The sequence below is a fragment of the Streptomyces sp. NPDC027962 genome, assembly GCF_055566095.1.
Map to the genome: position 1 here is coordinate 69,937 of NZ_JBVHTA010000026.1, position 17,092 is coordinate 87,028.

Sequence of the window (17,092 nt, forward strand, 5' to 3'; positions counted from 1 at the left end):
CACGGTCCGTGCGGGGGCACCCAGCCGGCCATGAGAAGGCCGCGCAGGGTGATGTCCTCTTGGCGGATCCGGGGCCGTTCGTCGGACGGGGTCAGCTTCGATAGGGGTCGGCGTACGGTTCGAGTGACTGGCGGACTGTCTCCTGCACAGACGCCATGCGCGGACCGGGCCCGTAGAAGCGCGCCCTGGCCTTTCCGTGCGGCACCAGCCAGTCCAGGCGGACGAGCTCACGCATGTCGCGGATGGCCTGCTGGTCGGAGAGTTCGGCGTCCTGCTGATAGACGGTGCGCCGCACCTTCGACCCCCAGAAGGCCGGCAGCAGCGCGTAGACGACACGCTCGTCCAGACCCATCTCAGTTGCGGCTTCGCCCAGGTGGATCCAGGCCCGCGACAGCAGGTCGGTGCGGCGCTGGGCTTGCTGGGCCTGCCGGTGGTGGGCCTCAAGGCAGAAGCGGATCCACGGGTGCGTGTCCCGTCCCGGGCTCCACTTCGGGCCGCCGACCTGCTGCAGCACGCGGTAGTAGCCGTAGGTGTTCTGGCCGCGACCGAGCCATTCCTCGATGGAGGAGAACTCCGGCGGCATCAGCGCCTCACGGGCGAACACCAGCGTCGACAGCGCGCGGGACATGCGCCCGTTGCCGTCCTTCCAGGGGTGGATGTTGACCAGGTTCAGGTGCGCCATCGACGCGCGCACGTGCACCGGAGCGTCCAGGTCTCCGGTGTTGAGCCAGTCGATCAGCTCCCGCATCAGCAAGGCCACCTGCTCGAAGTCGGGAGCGGTGTAGGCGGGGACGAGCGGGTCGTCGGGGCTGGTGACGAAGACCGGTCCGTCGCGCCACCTGCCGGGCCGCTTGTCCAGGTGATGGCCCTGCAGCATGAAGTGCAGGCCGTTGAGCAGGCCCGCGTCATACCGGAAGCCGTCATCCGTGTCCGCGAGGGCCTGGATGTAGGTCATCGCACGCTGATAGCCCTCCAACTCCACCCGGGTGCGATCCTCCGTCTCCAGCGGCTCCTCCCCCGCCATCAGCGCCTCGACATCGTCCACGGTCGCGGCATAACCCTCGATCGTGTTCGACCCGGCGATCGCCCGCGCCGTGAGATTCCGCCGTAGCTGCCCCGACCAACGAGGCTGCGCGCGCAGCTGATGTCGCAACCGCAGCCGCATCTCCTCGATCTCCTCAAGGACACGACGATCTTCAGCATCCAGCGTCGGCGTCTCATACAACATGCTCCATGACACCATGACACAATCATTATGTCAAGCCTTACGGCTTCTCTCGACCGTGCGGGCTGACCGGCGTAGTCCGACGTGCAGACCCTGCCCTCGGAGAAGAACGGGCAAGCCAGGCCCTCTTCATCTGCCGGAGCTGCGGGGTCGTTGCCCACGCGGACCGGAACGCTTCCCGCAACATCGCCCGCAAGGGCGAGGCCGCGTGCACTGCGGGGCGTGGGCCACGCGTCCCTGCCACCCCATAGGGGTGTCTGGACGGAGGAGCCCACCCGGCAGCCAGTTGGGCGCTACCTCCAAGCCCGGTCCTTCAGGGCCGGGTCAAGTCGACAAGGAGACCTCCTACTGCCCCGCCGCCGGATTGGCGACCAGAGCGTCGAAGCGGCGCATCAGCGCCTCCTGTTCGAGGGAGAGCCGCTCGATACGGCTGCGCAGCCGGGCGATCTCCCCGGTCAGGCTCAGCACGGTCGCGTCCGGGCCCGCCTCCGGTCCGGTCTGCGGACCGGTCGGCAGGGGAGGAGCGGACGGCCGCGGCATGGGGTGGATGCGGGCCGTGAACTCCGCGGTGCCCGGTACGGCCAGCCGCGGATCGTGCTGCAGGATCGCCTCCATGCGGCCGCGCAGCGCCGGGCCCGGCTCGACGCCCAGCTCGTGGACCAGCCGTTTGCGTGCCCGGTCGTAGACGCTCAGCGCCTCCGCCTGCCGGCCGCACCGGTACAGGGCGACCATCAGCAGGTCGTAGAAACGTTCCCGCATCGGGTGGTCGGTGGTCAGTTCCTCGAGCTCGCCGGTGATCTCACCGTGCCGCGACGCCCGCAGGCACGCGTCGTACAGGGCCTCCAGGGCGGTCAGCCGGTTCTCCTCCAGCTGGGCGGCCTCGGCCGCGCAGATGTCGCCGAGGACGCTGCCCTCCAGGGCCGGTCCGCGCCACAACGCCAGTGCCTGGCGCAGCAGTTCGGCGGCCTGTTCGGGGTCGGCGGCGGCCGCCGCACGGCCCTGGGCGGCCAGCCGGTGGAAGCTGTCGGCGTCGGTGCCGGCCCGGCCCAGCCGCAGGACGTAACCCAGGGAGCGGGTCACGATCCACTCGTGGTGCTGCTCGCCGGAGCCCGGTTCGGGCACCGGCAGCAGCCGGCGCAGCCGCGCCACATGGGCCTGGAGCGCGTTGGTCGCGTTCGCCGGCGGCTGTTCGCCCCACAGTTCGTCGATGAGCCGGTGCACGGACACGATCTGCCCCGACTTCACCACGAGCGCGCCCAGCAGCGCGCGCTGTTTGGCGCCCGTGGGAAGGATCCTGACACCGGTTCGCTCGTCGTGGATCTCCACCGGACCGAGAATGCGGAACTTCATCGTCTTCCTCGCACGTCCCTCAGAATCGGTCGGGATCGGTGAACCCCAGCGGCACGGCCGGCTCCTTGCCCAGCGCGAGGTCGGCCACCACCTCGCCGATGCCGGTGGAGTGCTTGAAGCCGTGGCTGTTGCAGCCCCCGGCGACCACCAGGCGCGGGTTGCGCCCGGGCCGGCCGATGACGAACTGGCCGTCGGGGGTGCGGGCGTAGACGCCTCCCACCGCCCGGGTGGGCGTCTCGCCCACGCCGGGCACGGCAGTGGCCAGATGCCGCGCCAGCACGCTCCAGTCGGTGGGGGACACCGAGCGGTCCACGGCCTCGATGTCGACGGTCGTGAAGTGCCGGCCGCCGTCCTCCAGGCCCAGCTTGAGCTCGGCGTGGCCGGGCAGCACTCCGTGCCCCCAGATCACGTCGCCGCCGTCGAGTTCGCGCATGAACACCGGCAGCCGCCGCAGCGTGAACCGCTCGTGCGGCCGGGCCGGGGTGAACCAGGTGGTCGGCATCCGCACCACCTCGAGCGGCAGCGAGGGCACCAGCTGGGAGAGCCAGGGACCCGCACTGACCACCGCCTGCCCGGCCCGCAGCACCCGGCCCGCCGCCGTGTGCACGGCCACGCCCGGGCCGGTGAACTCCAGCGCCACCACCCGCGTGTCGGTCAGCACCTCGGCCCCCGCCGAGCGGGCCGCGCCGACCGCCGCCCGGATCGTCATCTCCGGCAGCGTCAGCCCGCCGGCCGGTTCGACGACGCCGATGTGGCCGGCCCCCAGCCCGTCGTGGGCCGGCGCCCGGCGGCGCAGCTCCCGCTCGTCGAGCACCTCGATGTCCAGGCCGTGCTCGCGCGCGGCCCGCAGCGCGCCGCCCACGATCCGCCCCTCGGGCGGGCCGATCAGCATCGCCCCGGTCGGATCGAGCAGATGCGCGCCGCTCTCCCGTTCCAGCTCCTGCCACAGCTGCCGTGAGCGCTGCGCCAGCGGCACGAGCCCGGGATGCTCCAGGCACGCCGTGCGGAACATGCGGCTCTCGCCGTGCGAAGAGCCGTGGGGGCTCGCCAGACCGTACCGTTCGACGCCGGTCACCCGCGCCCCGCGCCGGGCCAGCTGCCACAGCGCGCACGCGCCCCAGGCGCCGAGCCCGACGACGACTATGTCCGCGTCCGTGTTGCTGCCGCTCACGGCGCCCCCACCGCCCCCACCGCGCCCGCCGGCCCCGCGGCTCCCGGCGCGTTCAGTGCGGCCGTCGCGTCACGGGCCACCTGCTGCAGCAGCGTGCGCGGGTCGGCCTGGAAGTAGAAGTGCCCGCCGTCGAACATCCGCAGCCCCATGAAGCGGGCGCAGTGCTGCTCCCAGCCGGCCAGCCGCTCCGGCGGGACGACCACGTCGCCGTCGCCGCCGTACGCGGACACCGGCATGCTCAACGCCGGCGCGCCGGGCAGCGGACGCCAGCTCTCCACCAGCTTCAGGTCGTTGCGCAGCGCCGGGGCGAACATCTCCCACAGGTCCGCATCCTGCAGGACCTCCAGCGGGGTGCCGCCCATCGCGGCCAGATGCAGCCGCAGTTCGTCGTCGGGCAGGTCATGGCGGCGGGTGCCGTCGCCCGCCGGGCGCGGCGCGCCGCGCGCGGACAGCCCCAGCCACACCGGCAGCCGCTGCCCTTCCGCGGCCAGCTGCTGGGTGAGCTCGTAGGCGATCAGGGCGCCCATGCTGTGTCCGAAGAACGCGAAGGGGCCGCTCAGATCGGCCGCCAGCCGGCGCCGGAAGAAGCCGGCGAGCGTGCGGGCGTCGTCGATCTGCGGTTCGCCGGTGAGCCGGCCGCGGCCCGGCGCGTCGAGCAGCCGCACGTCCCACGAGGAGGGCAGCAGCCCGGGCCAGTCGCGGTACAGCAGATGCGAGCCGCCCGCGTGATGGAAGACGAACAGCCTCAGCCCGCCATGAGTGCCGTACATGTCTGCTCCCTCGGGTCGGGCCGCGCTCACGCGGCGGCTGCGGCAGCGGCCACGCCGTCGCCGGCGAACGCGGGAGCGACGTGCTGGGCGAACAGCTCCATGGCGCGCTCGGCGCGCTCGTAGGGCAGATGACCGGGGTTGAACTGCAGGCTCAGGCACACGTCCGAGCCGTACCAGCCGCGGATCGTGTCGATCTGCGCGCTCACCTCGTCGGGTGTGCCGGCCAGCACCTTGTTCTCGGCCAGCGCCGCATCGAAGTCGTAGCCGCGGGCCTTGTCGGCGAACTTCTCGTAGCCGGGGTACTGCGCCGAGCGCGCACCCGCCCAGGACGCCACCGCCGCCGCCATCTGCTCCACATAGTTGAGCTCGCACGCACGCGCGTCCGCCAGGACGGTGTCGCGGTCCTCGCCGAGGTAGCAGGTGTACTTGATCTGGATCCGGCCCGGGCCCTGGTGGCCCGCGGCCCGCCGCGCCCGCCGGTAGGCGTCCGTCATCCCCGTCAGCTGCTCGCGGCTGGTGACCGACGGCACGACCTGCAGATGGTGCCCCTGCTCACCGGCGAGCGCACACGATTCGGCGCTCGTCGCGGAGGCCACGAACACCGGCGGATGCGGCCGCTGGTAGGGCCGCGGGAAGCCGGTGACCGGACCGAAGCGGTGCACCTGCCCCTCGAAGCGGACCTCCTGGCCGCTCCACAGCGCCACACACGCCTCGACGACCTCCGTGAACCGGGTCCGGCTCTCCTGCATGGGGACACCGAACAGCTCGAACTCATCGGGCAGGAAACCGCGTCCGAAGCCCACGTCGAGGCGGCCGTGGGAGAGGTTGTCGAGCAGCGCGAGGCGCGCCGCGACCTGCACCGGGTGCGCGAAGGAGGCGATCACCGCGCCGGTCACCAGCCGTATACGGCTGGTGCGCGCCGCCGCGGCGGTCAAGAACACCACCGGGTCGGGGCTGTAGCCGCCGTAGGGGGAGCCGTAGTGCTCGACGGTCTGGACATGCTCGAAGTCCAGAGCCTCGGCCAGCTCGACCAGTTGGAGACTTTCGTCGTAATAGGTGCTCGCGCTCTTCTTGACCGGGTCGACGACCGGGAAGAAGTTGACGCCGAATTCCATGGGGGCTCCGTCTGTGATCCGATTCCGGCTTCACGAAAAAGCCGAGGACAACTCTTCGACTATCGGACCTTAGACGGTGAAGGAGCGCGGCGGGACGTGCGCGAGCGGGACTCCAGCCGCTGTATGAGAGGTCTTGAGTTTCTTTCAGCCGGTGCGGACCGTGTCCTGGTCGGAAAGCAGCCGCCACCAGTGGCCGAGCGTCGGGCGGGCCATCAGCTCCGGAAAGCCGACCTCGATACCGCGCCGGTGCCAGGCGGAGATCAGCCGCATCGTGCTGATGGAGTCCAGCCCGTGGTCGACCAGGTCCTCGTCGTCGCCGGGCAGTTCGGCCGGCTCCAGCTGCATGCAGCCGGCGACCATCTGCCGCAGCAGCTGCCGGGTGAGCGGATCCGCGCCCGGCGGCACCTCACGTTCCGAATAGGTCTCCATGGCCCGGAAACCTAACAGCGCGCCAAGGCGCCGCGGAAGACGATCCGCTATGTACGCGCGGGCCGGTCAGCTATCTGTCAGCGACGCGTCAGACAGTGCCCCTGCAGAACTGCTCGACAGCGACTGGAGATTGACCCGACGGTCGACTCGAAAAGAGCTACCGTGCCTCTCGTCCATGGATCGTGAGGAAAGGACAGCGGGTCCTGTCATGGCGCAATATCGACCGCGCCCCGGATACCGGCTCGTAAAAGGGTCCGGAAGCCGGGCGCAGGCCGTCGAGGTACGGAGGAAACCATGAAGATTCAGGTTCTGGGTCCGCTGAGTGGCCACGTCAACGGGATGTCGATCGTTCCGACTGCGGGCAAGCCGCGGCAGATCCTGGCGCTGCTCGCCCTCTACCCCGGACGGGTCATGCCCGTCCCCACCCTCATGGAGGAGATCTGGGGCACCGAACTGCCCCTCAGCGCGCTCACCACACTCCAGACATACATCCTCCAGCTGCGCCGCCGGCTGGGCACCGCCATGGGCCCCGACGCCCCCGGCACCGCGAAGGACGTGCTGGCCACCCGGCACGGCGGCTACCTGCTGCAGATACCGCCCGAAGCGGTCGACGTGCACGAGTACGAGCGGCTCGTCGCCGAGGGCCAGCAGGCCTTCGAGGAGGGCGAGGACGAACGCGCCGCCCGCACCTACCGGCAGGCACTGGAACTGTGGCAGGGCTCCGCCCTGGTCGATGTGCGCGTCGGCCCCATCCTGGAGATCGAGGTCATGCGGCTGGAGGAGAGCAGACTGGTCACCCGCGAGCGCCGTATCGACGCCGATCTGCGCCTGGGCCGGCACGTCGAGGTGATCGCCGAACTCACCGACCTCATCGCCCGCCACCCCCAGCACGAGGGCCTGCACTCGCAGGCCATGGTGGCGCTCTACCGCTCCGGCCGGCAGGCCACCGCCCTCGACGTCTTCCACCGGCTGCGCCGGCGCCTGATCGAGGAGCTCGGCGTGGAGCCCTCGCCGCAGCTGCAGCGCCTGCACCAGGCCATGCTCGCCGTCGACCCGCAGCTGGACATCGCCTCCAGCCCCCGCCGCACCTCCACGTTCAACCTGTACGCCGCCTGACCCACGCAGACGCTCAACCACCGGCGCGGGGGCGGCGGTTGGCTGATTCGAGCCGTTCTCCAGGCCGGTGGACGAGGCTCGGTGCCCATGAACGGTTCCGTGCAGAAAACAGCCGAAAGAGGTGGCCGGGCCCCGGCGGGCCGCCCACCGCTGCGGCTGTACTGCTTCGCCCACGCCGGCGCCGGGGTCACCGGCTTCGCCCGCTGGCCCGCCCGCTCGGGCCCGGACCTCGACATCGTTCCCGTGCCGCTGCCCGGCCGGGAGACCCGGCGCCGCGAAACGCGCCTGACCACACGCGCCGGCCTGCTCGCAGACCTGCTCGACGAGATGACCCGCGCCGCACACCTGGGCCCTTACGTCCTGTACGGGCACAGCCTGGGCGGCATGGTCGCCTACACCCTGGCCCGCGCCCTGATCGACCAGGGCATGCCCCCACCGGCGCTCCTCGCCGTCGGCGCCTGCCCGCCGCCGGACGCCGTGCCCGCGGGCCGCGGGAGCGAGTTGAGCGACGAGCAGCTCCTCGCCTTCCTCGGCGACCTGGGCTCCGCACCCACCGGCCTGCTCGCCGACGCGGGCAGCGTATGGCACCGCACCGTGCTGCCCGTGCTCCGCGACGACCTCGCCCTGGGCGCCGCCCTGCGGGCGGCCGCCCTCGATCCGGCCACCGGAGGGCCCCTGCCGCTGCCCGTCCTGGCCGTCGACGGCGCCGACGACCCGGTCGTCGGCGCCGAGACGATGGACGGCTGGCGGCACTGGACCAGCGGCCGGCTGGTGCGCCGCACCGTTCCCGGCGACCACTTCTTCGTACGCGGCCGGGAGATCCCCCGGCTCATCGGGCGGGCCTGCCGCGTCGTGCAGCGCACCGAGCCCCTATCTGGAGGACAACTGTGAGGGAAAACAACCGATGAGACGGGTCGTCATCACCGGCATAGGCGTCGTCGCCCCCGGCGGCGTGGGCACCGGACGCTTCTGGGACACGCTCACCGCGGGCCGCACCGCCACCCGCGGCATCACCCTGTTCGACGCATCCGGCTACCGCTCACGCATCGCCGCCGAGGCCGACTTCGACCCCGCCGCGCACGGCTTCACCCCCGCCGAGGCCGCCCGCCTGGACCGGGCCTGCCAGTTCGCCCTCGTCAGCGCCCGCGAAGCCCTCACCGACAGCGGCCTGCCGCCCGGCGGCGACCCGCTGCGCACCGGCGTCACCCTCGGCAGCGCGGTGGGCTGCACCACCGGCCTCGACGACGAGTACGCCGTCGTCAGCGAACGGGGCAGCACCTGGGAGGTCGACCACACCCGCGCCGTCGCCCACCTCTTCGACTACTTCGTGCCCAGCTCCATGGCCGCCGAAGTGGCCCGCGCCAGCGGCGCCCAGGGCCCCGTCTCCCTCGTGTCCACCGGCTGCACCTCGGGCCTGGACTCCATCGGCCACGCCGTCGACCTGATCCGCGAGGGCAGCGCCGACGTCATGGTCACCGGCGCCACCGAAGCACCCATCTCGCCGATCACCGTCGCCTGCTTCGACGCCATCAAGGCCACCAGCCCCCGCAACGACGAGCCGGCCACCGCCTCAAGGCCCTTCGACCGCACCCGCAACGGATTTGTCCTCGGCGAGGGCTCCGCCGTCCTGGTCCTGGAGGAGTTCGAACACGCCCGCCGCCGCGGCGCCCGCATCTACGCCGAGATCGCCGGGTTCGCCGGCCGCAGCAACGCCTACCACATGACCGGCCTGAAAGCCGACGGCGTCGAGATGGCCGAGGCGATCACCGCCGCCCTGGACGAGGCCCGGCTCGATCCCACCGCCGTCGACTACATCAACGCCCACGGCTCGGGCACCAAGCAGAACGACCGGCACGAGACCGCCGCCTTCAAACGCAGCCTCGGCGCGCACGCCCACACCGTCCCGGTCAGCTCCATCAAGTCGATGATCGGGCACTCCCTCGGCGCGATCGGCTCCCTCGAGGTCGCCGCCAGCGCCCTGGCCATCGAGCACAACACCGTGCCACCGACGGCGAACCTGCACGAGCCGGACCCGGCCTGCGACCTCGACTACACCCCCCTCACCGCCCGCGAACAGCGCACCGACACCGTGTTGAGCGTCGGCAGCGGCTTCGGCGGCTTCCAGAGCGCCATCGTCCTGACCCGGCCGCGCCTGAAGGAGGCAGCATGACCACGGCCCTGGCGGACCACCCCACAACCCAGCCCGCCGTGCGGCCCGCACAGCGGCCCGCCGCCCGGCGCACCGCCGCCACCGTCGTCACCGGCATCGGCGTCGCCGCCCCCAACGGCCTGGGCACCGAGGCCTGGTGGCAGGCCGTCCTCGCCGGCGAGAGCGGCATCCGCCCCCTCACCCGCTTCGACGCCACCCGCTACCCGGTCCGCATCGCCGGCGAGGTCCCCGGCTTCGTCGACGAGGACCACCTGCCCAGCCGGCTGCTGCCGCAGACCGACCGGGTCACCCGGCTGTCCCTGGCCGCCGCCAAGGAAGCCCTCGACGACTGGGGCCAGGACCCCGCCACCCTGCCCGACTACAGCGCCGGCGTCGTCACCGCCGGCTCCGCCGGCGGCTTCGAGTTCGGCCAGCGCGAACTGCAGGCCCTGTGGAGCAAAGGCGGCCAGCACGTCAGCGCCTACCAGTCCTTCGCCTGGTTCTACGCCGTCAACACCGGCCAGATCTCCATCCGGCACGGCCTGCGCGGCGCCAGCGGCGTCGTCGTCGCCGAACAGGCCGGCGGCCTCGACGCCCTCGCCCAGGCCCGCCGCCACATCCGCAAGGGCAGCCGGCTCATGATCACCGGCGGGGTCGACTCCGCCCTGTGCCCCTGGGGCTGGGCCGCCCACCTCGCCGGCGGCGCCCTGAGCCCGACCAGCGACCCCGCCCGCGCCTACCTGCCCTTCGACACGGCAGCGAACGGCCACGTGGTCGGCGAGGGCGGCGCCCTGTTCGTCCTCGAAAACGCCCACGCCGCCCAGGCACGCGACGCCCGCGTCCACGGCACCTTCGCCGGCTACGCCGCCACCTTCGACGGCCCCGGCACCCCCCGCCTGGCCGACGCCGCCCGCCTGGCCCTCACCGACGCCGGCGTCCGCCCCGACGAGATCGACGTCGTCTTCGCCGACGCCGCCGGCGAACGCGGCGCCGACCGGGCCGAAGCAGACGCCCTGGCCGCCCTGTTCGGCCCGGCGGGAGTGCCCGTCACCGCCCCCAAGACGATGACCGGCCGCCTCCTGGCCGGCGGCGCCTGCCTGGATGTGGCCGCCGCCCTGCTCAGCCTGCGCGACCAGGTCATCCCCCCGACCACCGGCACCCGCCGACCCGCCGACGACTGCCCCGTCGACCTGGTCACCACCCCCCGCCACGGCATGCGACTGCGCAACGCGCTCGTCCTGGCCCGCGGCCGGGGCGGATTCAACTCCGCGGCCGTCATCAGCCAGGGCCCCGGACCGAGATGACACGCAACGAAGAGGAGACACCGGCATGGACCGCCTGGAACTGACCGACCTGAAGGCCCTGCTGCGCGAGTGCGCCGGCGTCGAGGAAGGCGTCGACCTCGACGGCGACGTCCTCGACGTCCCCTTCCTCGCCCTCGGCTACGACTCGCTGGCCCTGCTGCAGACCACGGGCCGCATCGAACGCGACTACGACATCGCCCTCGACGAAGAAGGCCTCGACGAGGCGGAAACCCCCCGCGACTACCTCGCCCTGGTCAACCGGGCCCTGTCCGCCCGGGCAGCGGTGTGACCCCGGCCGGGCCGGCGCCGCACACGGCCGCGCACACCGACGTCCTGGTCGTCGGCGCCGGCCCGGCCGGACTCGCCCTGAGCCTGCTGCTGCTGCGCTCCGGGATCCAGGTCACCCTCGCCGAGAAGTCGACCACCTTCGCCCGCGACTTCCACGGCGAAATCCTCCAGCCCGGCGGCCAGCGCATCCTCGACGACCTCGGCGTGCTGGCCGCCGCACATGACCGCGGCGCCCGCACCCTCGACGGCTTCCAGGTCCTCGAACGCGGCCGCGTCCTGCTCGACATCGACTACCGGCGACTGAACTCCCCCTACGCGCAGCTTTTGGCCCTGCCCCAGCGCCACCTGCTCGAAGAACTCCTTGACGCCTGCCACCGGCTGCCCGGCTTCACCTACCTGCCCGGACACCGCATCCACGCCCTGGCCCACGCACGCGGCCGCTGCACGGGCGCCACCCTCACCGGCCCCGCCACGCGCACCACGGTTGCCGCGCGCGTCGTCGTCGCCGCCGACGGACGCTTCTCCAGGACCCGCACCCTCGCCGGCATCGACGCCGGACGCACCGAGGCGTTCGACCAGGACATCGTCTGGTTCACCCTGCCCGCACCCGGCCGCGCCACCCGTCGGGTGCGCATCCACCGCGCCGCGGGCACCGCCGTACTCGTCCACGACACCCACCCCGACCGGCTGCGCATCGGCTGGGCCCTGCCGCACCGCGGCTGGCAGCAGGCCACGGCCCGCGGCATCGCCCCCATCAGGGACGAACTGGCCGCCGCCGTCCCCGAACTGGCCGACCTCCTCCATACGCACCTGACCAGCCTCGCGGACCTGACCCTGCTGGACGTGTTCGCCGCCCACGCCCGGCAGTGGGTGCACGACGGTCTCGTCCTGATCGGCGACGCCGCCCACACCCACAGCCCGCTCGGCGCCCAGGGCATCAACCTCGCCCTGCAGGACGCCGCCGCCCTGCACCCCGTCCTCATCGACGCCCTGCACACCGGCGGCTGCACCCGCGAACGCCTCGCCCCCTTCCAGCACGCACGCGAAAAGGCCGCCACCCAGGTCACCCGCGTCCAGCGCCTGCAGGCCACAGCGTTCCTCGGCTGTGCCGGACCCCTCCCCACCTATCTGCGCGCCCGCGCCGCCGCCCTGGTCACCCGCACCCGCCTCGGCGCCCACCTCACCTCCCGCATCGCCTACGGACCCACCCCCGCCCCGGTGCGGACCGACCTGTTCACCGCCGCCCCCGCACTCCAGAAAGGCGCACCGACACCATGACCGCCCCCAGCCGCCGGCGTTTCGTCGCCCAGGCCCTCACCGCGGGCGCCGCCGCGTCCCTGACCACCACCGGCCTCGCCCCCGCCGCCCGCGCCACCCCCACCACGGCGGCGCGCGCCGCCCTGGTCACCCCCGACGACCCGCGCTACGCGGCCCTGTCGGTCCGCGGCAGCAACAAACGCTTCACCGCCCGCCCCGACGCCTTCTGCCTGGCCGCCACCACCGCCGACGTCGTCCGCGCCACCGCCGCCGCCGTGCGCCGCCGCCGGCGCATCGCCGTCCGCAGCGGCGGCCACTGCTACGAGAACGTCGCAGGCGACCCGGCCGTCCAGCTCGTCATCGACCTCGCCGCCATGAACGCCGTCACCTACGACCCCGCCCGGCGCGCCTTCATGGTCGAGGCCGGCGCCCAGCTCATCGACGTCTACAAAACCCTGTACTACGGCTGGGGCGTCACCCTGCCCGGCGGCGCCAGCGCCACCGTCGGCTTCGGCGGACACATCACCGGCGGCGGCTACGGCGCCCTCAGCCGCGCCCACGGCCTCGCCTCCGACCACCTGTACGCGCTCGAGGTCGTCGTCGTCGACGCCCAAGGCCGCGCCCGCGCCGTCGTCGCCACGCGCGAGCCCGACGACCCCCGCCGCGACCTGTGGTGGGCCCACACCGGAGGCGGCGGCGGCAACTTCGGCATCGTCACCCGCTACTGGTTCCGCTCCCCGCACGCCCACGGATCCGACCCCGCCCACCTGCTGCCGCGCCCGCCCGCCGACATCCTCTCAGGCGCGGTGATCTACCCCCGCGACGGCATGGACCAGGCCTCCTTCGGCCGTCTCATACGCAACCACGGCCAGTGGCACGAGCAGCACAGCCACCCCGCCTCGCCCTACGCCGGCCTGTACAGCGGCCTGGTGCTGCCCGGCCGGCTCAGGGACAACGACCCCGGGCAGAGCGCCATCGTCTTCACCCACCTCGACGGCACCCTGCCCGGCGCCCGCGAACTGCTGGAGCGCTACGTCGCCGCGCTCACCGAAGGCGTCGGCGCCACCCCCTACATCACCGACACCGCGAGCGAACCATGGCTGACCGCCACCGTCGCGCTCGCCGAGTCGCAGGACACCGACAAGGGCCGGCACAAGATCAAGTCGGCGTATCTGCGGCGCGCTTTCACCCCCGCCCAGACCGACGCCCTGCACACCCACCTGAACTCCACCGACCACCGCAACGACAGCGCATCGGTGTCCATCCAGTCCTACGGCGGCCGCATCAACACCCTGACGCCGGGCGCCACCGCGAGCGCACACCGCGACAGCGTCCTCAACGTGATCTTCATGAACACCTGGCAGGACCCGCAGGCCGACGCCCCCAACATCGACTGGCTGCGCCGCACCTACCGGGACGTGTTCGCCGCCACCGGGGGAGTGCCCGTCCCGGGCCGCGGCAGCGACGGCTGCTACATCAACTACCCGGACATCGACCTGGCCGACCCGAGCTGGAACACCTCCGGCGTGCCCTGGCACCACCTCTACTACAAGGACAACTACCCGCGCCTGCAGCGCATCAAGGCCAAGTGGGACCCGCGCGGCGTCTTCCGCCACACCCTGTCCGTCCGCCCCGCCTGAGCACCGGACCGGCCGCCGGGCACCGGACCGGTACGGGCGGACCCGCCCGTACCGGGCGACCCGCACCGCCGCTTCTCAGCCCACCCGGCCCAACTCCCGCATCAGCGCACGCTCGAGCGGGCTCAACGGCACGTCCGGACGCAGCCGCTCCGGATGGCCCGCCGCAGGCCCGGACAGCGGACCGGGGCGCTCGGCCGCGGCGCGCGCACACTCGCCCGCCAGGCAGACGGCCCCGTATGCCACCAGACCCCGCCACACCCCCCGCAGGCCCCGCGCCACCGCGTGCCGGGCGGCCGTGCCGCCGCCGCCCGCGGCCTTCGCCGCATCCGACGCACACGAAAACTCGTCGATCACCGGGAATCCTTACGCTCGGCGTGCCCGGCGGGCACTCATCGTCAGGTTCCGGCGGGCCGGTCGCAACGGGACCGAACGCGCCTGGAGAGTCGACCAGGCCACAAGGCGCCCCCACCAGACTCGGCCGTCCCGCAACATCTGTGTAAGGAGAGGCCGTGCCGTCCAGCACCACCGTCCGCAGCCAAGCCCCCGCACCCGCCGGCCGGGCCACTCAGGTGGCGCCGGGCGTCCACGCCTACCTCCAGCCGCCCGGCGGCTGGTGCCTGAACAACGCCGGCATCATCGTCTCCGGCGGCGAGAGCGCCCTCGTCGACACCGCCGCGACCGAGTCCCGCGCCCGGCACCTGCGCACCACCGCGCTCGGCCTGAACGCGGCCGCCCCCCGCGCGGTCGTCACCACCCACTTCCACGGCGACCACGCCTTCGGCAACCACCTGTTCCCCGAAGCGCTCGTCATCGGCCACGAACGCACCCGCAGCGAGATGATCGCCGCCGGGCTCCACCTGACCGGCCTGTGGCCGGACGTCGACTGGGGCACCATCCACCTCGCCCCGCCCCAGCTCACGTTCACCGACCGGCTGACCCTGCACGTCGGAGAGATCCGCGCCGAACTGGAGCACATCGGCCCCGCGCACACCTCAGGCGACACCGTCGTGTGGCTGCCGGAACACAGGGTGCTGTTCACCGGCGACCTGGTGATGAACGGGGTGACGCCGTTCTGTCTGATGGGCTCGGTCACCGGCTCGCTGGCGGCCCTGGAGCGGCTGCGGGCCTTCGGCGCCACCACGGTCGTCCCCGGCCACGGCCCCCTCTGCGGGCCCGAGGTCCTCGATCAGGTCGAGGGCTATCTGCGCCGGGTCCAGCAGCTCGCCGCCCAGGGCCACCGGGCCGGCCTGACCCCCCTCGAGACCGCCCGCGACGCCGACCTCGGCCCCTACGCGCAGCTCCTGGACAGCGAACGGCTCGTGCCCAACCTGCACCGCGCCTTCGCCGAACTCGACGGCGCAGGCGAGGCGGACCCGCTGCCGATGCCCGTCATGCAGAGCGCGCTCGGCGAGATGATCGACCACCACGGCGCGCTGCCCTGCTGCCTGGCCTGAGCCGCGCCGCGCCGACGAACAGAGGCGGCCCGCCGGAGCGGGCCGCCTCTGTTGTGCGCCGGGCCACGGTCTCACACCACGTGATCCGGGCTGACCTTGCGGAACTTCGTGCGCAGTTCCCCGTCCTCGTAAGCCAGGACGTCGGTGACGAAGCAGCTCGGACCGACCACCGGCTCCCGCACACCGGGTCGGGTCTGCACCACCAGCGCGTAGTACTCGGTGCGCAGCGTGCCGTCGTCCTGGGGGAAGACCTCCAGCATGTTGAACCAGTGGCGGCGCTGCACCGGGTCGGCGGCGTGCGTGGTCCTCTGGTACTCGCCGATCGCCGCGGCGATCGCCTCCCGGCCCACCAGCGGGTCGCCACCCGGACGGTGGTCGAAGACGCCGTCGCTCGTGAACGAGCCGGCGAACTCCTCGGCCCGCATGCCGTCCAGGTGACGCACCTGGCCGGCGTAGAACTGCTGCACCTGTGCGTAGATCTCGCTCTGCGACACCGTGGCCGCCATGGCTGTGCTGGTCACCTGGTTCCTCCGAGGATGTTCCGGCCTTCAGGCCGGGGAAGCCGGGCAGGCCCGGCGCGCGCACTGTCGCGGCCCGCCGAGCCTCGCTGCGCGAGGTGGACCCGCCCTCGAGCCGCACTGGGACCGGCCAGCCGCCCGCGCGCCCGTGGACCGGTTCTCGAGCGAACCTCCATACGCGCACGGCACATTGACCCGCACCCGCACCCGCACCCGCACCCCGCACCCGCACCCGCACCCGCACCGGCCCGCATCGGCACCGGGGGGTCGGACGAAGGAGGCCCGCGCATGGACCGCACGTTCCGGGACGTGGTGCTGCTGCTGCCCGGCCAGGGCGCGCAGTACCCGCGCATGGCCGCCGGACTCCACGGCAGCGACCCGGTGTTCACCGACGCCGTCGACCAGTGCCTGGCCCTCTTCGGCAACGGCGAAGAACTGCGCGCCGACTGGCTCGGCGACCACCCGGCCATCGGCATCGACGACGTACGCCGGGCCCAGCCGCTGCTGTTCACCCTCGACTACGCGCTCGGCCGCATGGTCATGTCCTGGGGCGTGCGCCCCGCCGCCCTCCTCGGCCACAGCGTCGGCGAACTCGCCGCCGCGACCCTGGCCGGCGTGTTCACCCTCGAGGACGCGGTGGCCGTCATGCGCGACCGGGTCGCCCGCATCGCCCCCACCGACCCCGGCGGGCTGCTGACCGTCGCCGGCACCCCCGACGACGTACGCCCCTTCCTCGCCCGGCACCCCCAGATAGCCGTCGGCGCGCTCAACGCCCCCCGCCAGACCGTTCTCGCCGGCCTCACCGGCCCGCTGGACGCCATCGCGGCCGACCTGCGCCACGCCGGGATCACCGCCCTGCCGGTGGCCGCCCACCACCCCTTCCACAGCCCGGTCCTGGCACCGCTGTTCCAGGACCTGACCCTGTACCGGCAGATCGCCGCCCGCCCGCCCCGCATCCCCCTGTGGTCGGCCTTCACCCGCACCCGGCTGGAGGCGGACACCGTGGCCGACGCCGCCTTGTGGGCGAGCCACCCCGTCGCCCCCGTCCACTTCTGGCCCACCCTCGACAAGCTCCTGTCCACCGGCCGTCACCTGCTGGTCGAGACCGGGCCCGGCAAGGGGCTCACCACGATCGCCTGCCGCCACCCCGCCGTGAGGCTGGGCCACCACACCACCACCGCGCTGCTGCCCGCCCCCAGCCGCACCCCGGACGGCGACCGGCAGCAGACGGGCCGGGCCCGGGAACAGCTGCTCGCCGCCACCACTGCCCCCCAACGGGCCTGAATCCCGCGGACCGCGGGGTCCG

17 protein-coding genes and 1 pseudogene are annotated in these 17,092 nt (G+C 73.0%); 10 read left to right on the forward strand and 8 right to left on the reverse strand.

Features of this window, described 5'->3' with window-relative positions:
• Positions 1 to 91 precede the first annotated feature (91 nt).
• Positions 92 to 1,228 (reverse strand): Fic family protein, encoded by a 1,137-nt coding sequence (locus tag ACZ4SA_RS23395; protein ID WP_468277681.1) that lies wholly within the window; start codon positions 1,226 to 1,228, stop codon positions 92 to 94.
• Between the two features lie 38 nt (positions 1,229 to 1,266).
• Here ACZ4SA_RS23395 and ACZ4SA_RS23400 point away from each other — a divergent pair.
• Positions 1,267 to 1,476, forward strand: a pseudogene (locus ACZ4SA_RS23400) (zinc ribbon domain-containing protein); the annotation flags it as partial.
• Positions 1,477 to 1,570: 94 nt separating this feature from the next.
• On the opposite strand, the gene ACZ4SA_RS23405 reads toward ACZ4SA_RS23400, so the two are convergent.
• The 5 genes from ACZ4SA_RS23405 to ACZ4SA_RS23425 form a co-directional block, all read right to left on the reverse strand.
• On the reverse strand, positions 1,571 to 2,575 hold the full coding sequence (locus ACZ4SA_RS23405) for an AfsR/SARP family transcriptional regulator (protein ID WP_468277683.1): 1,005 nt from the start codon (positions 2,573 to 2,575) through the stop codon (positions 1,571 to 1,573).
• A gap of 19 nt (positions 2,576 to 2,594) precedes the next feature.
• Positions 2,595 to 3,746 (reverse strand): N-methyl-L-tryptophan oxidase, encoded by a 1,152-nt coding sequence (gene solA, locus ACZ4SA_RS23410; protein ID WP_468277685.1) that lies wholly within the window; start codon positions 3,744 to 3,746, stop codon positions 2,595 to 2,597.
• A complete protein-coding gene (locus tag ACZ4SA_RS23415; RefSeq protein ID WP_468277688.1) occupies positions 3,743 to 4,516 on the reverse strand; it encodes a thioesterase II family protein in 774 nt (257 codons plus the stop codon). The genes solA and ACZ4SA_RS23415 overlap by 4 nt, the downstream gene beginning before the upstream one ends.
• 26 nt (positions 4,517 to 4,542) lie before the next feature.
• Positions 4,543 to 5,631, reverse strand: a complete 1,089-nt coding sequence (locus tag ACZ4SA_RS23420; RefSeq protein ID WP_468277691.1) for an LLM class flavin-dependent oxidoreductase — start codon at positions 5,629 to 5,631, stop codon at positions 4,543 to 4,545.
• A 144-nt stretch (positions 5,632 to 5,775) separates the two neighbouring features.
• The gene (locus tag ACZ4SA_RS23425) at positions 5,776 to 6,060 is read right to left on the reverse strand and encodes a phosphopantetheine-binding protein (protein ID WP_468277693.1); all 285 of its coding nucleotides are present in this window, start codon (positions 6,058 to 6,060) and stop codon (positions 5,776 to 5,778) included.
• 294 nt (positions 6,061 to 6,354) lie between these two features.
• Between ACZ4SA_RS23425 and ACZ4SA_RS23430 the strand changes: the two genes are divergently transcribed.
• The 7 genes from ACZ4SA_RS23430 to ACZ4SA_RS23460 all read left to right on the forward strand — a co-directional run bounded on the left by ACZ4SA_RS23430 (position 6,355) and on the right by ACZ4SA_RS23460 (position 13,814).
• The gene (locus ACZ4SA_RS23430) at positions 6,355 to 7,176 is read left to right on the forward strand and encodes an AfsR/SARP family transcriptional regulator (RefSeq protein WP_468277695.1); all 822 of its coding nucleotides are present in this window, start codon (positions 6,355 to 6,357) and stop codon (positions 7,174 to 7,176) included.
• An 87-nt stretch (positions 7,177 to 7,263) separates the two neighbouring features.
• Positions 7,264 to 8,067 (forward strand): thioesterase II family protein, encoded by an 804-nt coding sequence (locus ACZ4SA_RS23435; RefSeq protein ID WP_468277698.1) that lies wholly within the window; start codon positions 7,264 to 7,266, stop codon positions 8,065 to 8,067.
• Between the two features lie 13 nt (positions 8,068 to 8,080).
• The gene (locus ACZ4SA_RS23440) at positions 8,081 to 9,346 is read left to right on the forward strand and encodes a beta-ketoacyl-[acyl-carrier-protein] synthase family protein (RefSeq protein WP_468277700.1); all 1,266 of its coding nucleotides are present in this window, start codon (positions 8,081 to 8,083) and stop codon (positions 9,344 to 9,346) included.
• Entirely contained in the window at positions 9,343 to 10,629 is a 1,287-nt protein-coding gene (locus ACZ4SA_RS23445; RefSeq protein ID WP_468277701.1) for a ketosynthase chain-length factor, read from the forward strand. Before ACZ4SA_RS23440 ends, ACZ4SA_RS23445 begins: the two co-directional genes overlap by 4 nt.
• Before the next feature lie 25 nt (positions 10,630 to 10,654).
• Positions 10,655 to 10,918 carry an acyl carrier protein gene (locus tag ACZ4SA_RS23450; protein ID WP_356635859.1) on the forward strand — a complete coding sequence of 88 codons (264 nt, stop codon included), beginning with the start codon at positions 10,655 to 10,657 and terminating at the stop codon, positions 10,916 to 10,918.
• Complete coding sequence (locus ACZ4SA_RS23455) at positions 10,915 to 12,195, forward strand: FAD-dependent monooxygenase (RefSeq protein WP_468277704.1); 1,281 nt, start codon at positions 10,915 to 10,917, stop codon at positions 12,193 to 12,195. Before ACZ4SA_RS23450 ends, ACZ4SA_RS23455 begins: the two co-directional genes overlap by 4 nt.
• Positions 12,192 to 13,814: an FAD-binding oxidoreductase gene (locus tag ACZ4SA_RS23460; RefSeq protein ID WP_468277706.1), complete on the forward strand. Its 1,623-nt coding sequence runs from the start codon at positions 12,192 to 12,194 to the stop codon at positions 13,812 to 13,814. The genes ACZ4SA_RS23455 and ACZ4SA_RS23460 overlap by 4 nt, the downstream gene beginning before the upstream one ends.
• Before the next feature lie 75 nt (positions 13,815 to 13,889).
• Here ACZ4SA_RS23460 and ACZ4SA_RS23465 read toward each other — a convergent pair whose 3' ends face one another.
• Positions 13,890 to 14,168 carry a DUF6059 family protein gene (locus ACZ4SA_RS23465; protein ID WP_468277708.1) on the reverse strand — a complete coding sequence of 93 codons (279 nt, stop codon included), beginning with the start codon at positions 14,166 to 14,168 and terminating at the stop codon, positions 13,890 to 13,892.
• A gap of 155 nt (positions 14,169 to 14,323) precedes the next feature.
• Between ACZ4SA_RS23465 and ACZ4SA_RS23470 the strand changes: the two genes are divergently transcribed.
• The gene (locus ACZ4SA_RS23470) at positions 14,324 to 15,268 is read left to right on the forward strand and encodes an MBL fold metallo-hydrolase (RefSeq protein ID WP_468277711.1); all 945 of its coding nucleotides are present in this window, start codon (positions 14,324 to 14,326) and stop codon (positions 15,266 to 15,268) included.
• A 71-nt stretch (positions 15,269 to 15,339) separates the two neighbouring features.
• Here ACZ4SA_RS23470 and ACZ4SA_RS23475 read toward each other — a convergent pair whose 3' ends face one another.
• Entirely contained in the window at positions 15,340 to 15,789 is a 450-nt protein-coding gene (locus ACZ4SA_RS23475; protein WP_468277713.1) for a nuclear transport factor 2 family protein, read from the reverse strand.
• A gap of 285 nt (positions 15,790 to 16,074) precedes the next feature.
• Here ACZ4SA_RS23475 and ACZ4SA_RS23480 point away from each other — a divergent pair, with 285 nt between their 5' ends.
• Positions 16,075 to 17,070, forward strand: a complete 996-nt coding sequence (locus ACZ4SA_RS23480; RefSeq protein WP_468277715.1) for an acyltransferase domain-containing protein — start codon at positions 16,075 to 16,077, stop codon at positions 17,068 to 17,070.
• Positions 17,071 to 17,092: the final 22 nt, after the last annotated feature.